At 71.1% G+C, this 3,604-nt stretch carries 5 protein-coding genes; 3 read left to right on the top strand and 2 right to left on the bottom strand.

Going from position 1 to position 3,604, the window contains the following annotated elements; all coding sequences use genetic code 11:
• Positions 1 to 146 (top strand): integrase core domain-containing protein (locus GA0115254_RS42990; protein WP_141720787.1); only part of this gene is annotated, 146 nt, incomplete at its 5' end.
• A 32-nt stretch (positions 147 to 178) separates the two neighbouring features.
• Here GA0115254_RS42990 and GA0115254_RS08820 read toward each other — a convergent pair.
• Both GA0115254_RS08820 and GA0115254_RS08815 read right to left on the bottom strand, forming a co-directional pair.
• Complete coding sequence (locus tag GA0115254_RS08820) at positions 179 to 535, bottom strand: helix-turn-helix domain-containing protein (protein WP_256102455.1); 357 nt, start codon at positions 533 to 535, stop codon at positions 179 to 181.
• 183 nt (positions 536 to 718) lie between these two features.
• Positions 719 to 1,702, bottom strand: coding sequence for a helix-turn-helix transcriptional regulator (locus GA0115254_RS08815; protein WP_093894720.1), 984 nt, complete (start codon positions 1,700 to 1,702; stop codon positions 719 to 721).
• 113 nt (positions 1,703 to 1,815) lie between these two features.
• Here GA0115254_RS08815 and GA0115254_RS08810 point away from each other — a divergent pair, with 113 nt between their 5' ends.
• Positions 1,816 to 2,628 carry an ABC transporter ATP-binding protein gene (locus tag GA0115254_RS08810; protein ID WP_093894719.1) on the top strand — a complete coding sequence of 271 codons (813 nt, stop codon included), beginning with the start codon at positions 1,816 to 1,818 and terminating at the stop codon, positions 2,626 to 2,628.
• Positions 2,628 to 3,604, top strand: a 977-nt coding sequence (locus GA0115254_RS08805) for an ABC transporter permease (RefSeq protein WP_176740035.1), incomplete at its 3' end; no start/stop codon positions are given. The genes GA0115254_RS08810 and GA0115254_RS08805, both read left to right, overlap by 1 nt.

Genomic DNA, 3,604 nt, shown 5'->3' with positions numbered 1-3,604 from the left:
CCCAGGTCGAGTTGGCCACCGCCGAGTGGGTCGACTGGTACAACCACCGAAGACTCCACGGTGAGATAGGCCACGTCCCGCCCGTCGAATACGAAGCCAACTACTACACCGAACTCCCGAAACCCCAGGTCACAACCACAGTCTGAGATCTCTATAGAACCCGGGGCGGTTCACACTGTCAACTACGTCGCTGACCTGCTGCGCGCCCACTTGAAGGCGATCGGCTCCCGCTGGCGGTCCCGCTCAGCTTCGACAGTCCACTGCGGTCGGCCATTGACTTGCGCGACCAGTGGGTGGCGTTCTTCGGCATCTCCTCCAACGTGCTGACCACGACCGCCTCCACCTGGTCGACGCTGATGGTGGGCGGCCGGCCCGGCCGGGGCTCGTCCACCAACCCGTCCAGCCGGCCGGCCAGGAACCGTCGACGCCACTTACGGACCGTATCCGCCGCTACCCGCAGATCCCGCGCCACCACAACAATCGGCGAAACGTCAGGACCTGCACACGCCAGCACGATCCGCGCCCGTAACGCCACAGCCTGCGCAGACGTCGCCCGCCGGGCCCAACGCTCCAACACCGCACGCTCGTCACCGGACAACAATCACGGTTCCAGCTTCGGACCACGACGCGGTGCGGGCACACCCGCAGAAACGCTCATACAGGAACTCACGATGGATCTCCGGCGCAGGACACTGGGCCCTGTCCGGCAGTTCCCTTCTCAGATCCAGCCCCGCTCCTTGGCGAGAAGCCCCGCCTGGAAACGGTTGGCCGCTCCGAGCCGCAGCATGATGTCGGCCACGTAGCGGCGGAACGTCCTCAGGGAGACGCCCAGTTCGCGGGCCGCCGCCTCGTCCTTGTCCGCGTGGGTCAGCGCGTCCAGGACACGGTGCTCCAGAGCGGACAGGACCGGCGCTCGTACCGCGAGGTCGTCCTCGGCGGGAAGCTCGTGGCCGGTGTCCCAGACCTGCTCGAACCAGGCCACGGTGTTGGCCACCACGCCCGGCTGGCGGACGACGAGCGTCGACTCGTAGTGGTCGTCCGGGTCGACGGGGACCATCGCGACGCCGCGGTCCCAGATCGCCAGCCGCCGGATCGCCTGCTCGGTGCGGCGCACCTCCCCGCCCAGCGTCTCCAGTTCCCGCAGATAGGCCAGGGTCGCGGGGTCGGCGAGCGCCTTCGGCGTGGCGACCGTACGCCAGTGGATGCCGCGGCGGAGCATCCTCAGATCCGAGGCGCGGGCCTCGTCGATGCTCTGGGGGCGCCAGGGCGACGGGAGCAGTGACATGTGCTCGCGGAAGGTGAAGAAGGCCAGGTCGGTGAGGCGTTCGCGGATCGCCTCGGGTCCGTCGACCCGTTCGATGTCGTCGCTCGGGGAGCGGGCCGCGCCCTGTTTGTGGTCGTCGATGAGCGTGGCGATCACGGCCCGGGTGGCGAGCACCTCGCCGGTGGCGGACTTGAGTTCCCCCAGGCGCTGTTCCACCAGCCACTCCACGGCGACCGCCGGATCGGAGACCAGCACCGTGTGCCGCTCGGAGAGCCGGATCAGGCTCCGCTCCTGTAACGCGTCCAGCCCCTCGTCGACGGTGTCGCGGTCCCAGCCGAGGGCGCCTCCGGCGGACTCGGCCCCGCGCTCGGGATGGCGCAGGAAGTAGCGGTAGAGCCGCAGGTGTTCGTCGGACACCCCGACCGATGTCAGGCTCATGTTCTGTTTTCCCCCCGGAGTCGGTCCCCCTGGCCTGCCCGTTGGCAGCATGGTGACAGTGGCCGCCCTTTCTGACCGTAGCGCAGTGATCAGCGGCACAACAGGCTGAACACATGCCCTGGATCTTCTCTTCGGCGGGCCGCACGACGGCGCCCGCATCCTCAGCCCTTTCGGACGGCTCCCGCTCCGGGGAGCCCGCCCCCGCGGTCCGGCTCGATGCCGTGAGCAAGGTGTACGGACGCGGTGAGAGCGCGGTGCACGCGCTGCGCGGCCTCGATCTCTCCATCCCTCAGGGGAGTTTCACCGCCGTGATGGGGCCCTCCGGCTCCGGCAAGTCGACCTTCCTGCACTGCGCCGCCGGCCTCGACCGGCCCAGCGGCGGCACCGTCTCCCTCGGCGGCCAGGAGCTGACGGGCCTCGACGAGACCGCGCTGACCCGGATGCGCCGGGACCGCGTCGGCTTCGTCTTCCAGGCCTACAACCTGATGCCGTCGCTGACGGTCGAACAGAACATCACCCTCCCGCTCCGCCTCGCCGGGCGCCGGGCCGACCCGGACTGGCTGGCACGGATCACCGACCAGGTGGGGCTCACCGGACGCGGCGGGCGCAGGCCCGCCGAACTCTCCGGCGGCCAGCAGCAGCGGGTGGCCCTCGCCCGCGCGCTGGTCACCCGGCCCGAGGTCGTCTTCGGCGACGAGCCGACCGGCGCGCTGGACACCATGACCGCCAAGGAGGTGCTCGGGCTGCTGCGCCGGACCGTGGACGACCTCGGCCAGACCGTCGTGATGGTCACGCACGACCCGATGGCCGCGTCGTACGCGGACGCGGTGCTGTTCCTCGCGGACGGGCGGATCGTCGACCGGATGGCCGCGCCGACCGCGGAGCGGGTCGCCGACCGCATGAGCCGCCTCGGAGCGTGGGCGTGATGCTGACTCTCGCGCTGAGTACGCTGCGGGCCCGCAAGGGCGCCTTCGCCGGCGCCTTCGTGGCCCTGCTGTTCGCCGCCGCCCTCGTCACCGCGTGCGGGACCCTGCTGGACACGGGGCTGCGCGGGACGATCCCCACGGAGCGGTACGCGGGAACTCCCGTGCTGGTCACAGCCGATCAGGAACTGCACTGGACGAAGGTCAAGAAGGGCAAGACCAAGGAGAAGTCCAAGCCGCTGACCGAGCGGGCCTGGGCGAAGGCGGACCCCGCCCTGGTCAAGAGGCTCGCGGCTGTGCCCGGTGTGCGCGCGGTCGTCCCCGAACTCACCTTCCCCGCCCATGTGTTGACGGACAAGGGACCGCTCGCCGAGGGGGCGTCGTGGGGCCACGCCTGGGAGTCGGCGCGGCTCACGCCGTTCGCGTTGCGCGACGGTCGGGCGCCGACCGGGGCGGACGAGATCGTGGCCGACGCCGGCAGTGGCCTGCGTACCGGTGCGAAGGTGACCGTGCAGTCGACCGGCGCACCTGCCGTGTACGAGGTCGTCGGCATCGCCGCACCGGCCGGCCGTGACGCCCTGGCCCGCCAGTCGACGCTGTTCTTCAGCACGGAACAGGCGCGGCGCCTGGCCGGACACCCGGGGCAGGTCTCCGCGCTCGGCCTGCTCACGGTCCCCGGCGCCACGGTGAGCGACGTACGCGCCCGGGCTCTCGAGGCGGTGTCCGGCACGCCCTCGCTGGAGGTGCGGTCGGGGGACGACCGCGGGCCCGTCGAGTTCATCGACGCCGGCAAGGCGCGGGTCAGCCTGATCAGTCTGGGCGGTGCGATGGGCGGTACGTCGCTGCTCGTCGCCCTGCTGGTGGTGGCCGGGACCTTCGCACTGTCGATCCAGCAGCGGGCCCGGGAACTGGCCCTGCTGCGTGCGGTCGGCGCGACGCCGCGCCAGCTGCGGCGCATGGTGGGGCGCGAGGCACTGGT

Origin of the sequence: Streptomyces sp. Ncost-T10-10d, from assembly GCF_900091955.1 — a bacterium.
In the GTDB taxonomy this organism is placed as follows: domain Bacteria; phylum Actinomycetota; class Actinomycetes; order Streptomycetales; family Streptomycetaceae; genus Streptomyces.
Note: the sequence above shows the minus strand (reverse complement) of the source record. Positions and strands in the feature narration are given on the sequence as shown.

Bases quoted from the DNA above. Each gene is read 5' to 3' on its own strand.
- GA0115254_RS08815 (WP_093894720.1), bottom strand. From the start codon at position 1,702: ATGAGCCTGACATCGGTCGGGGTGTCCGACGAACACCTGCGGCTCTAC.
- GA0115254_RS08810 (WP_093894719.1), top strand. From the start codon at position 1,816: ATGCCCTGGATCTTCTCTTCGGCGGGCCGCACGACGGCGCCCGCATCC.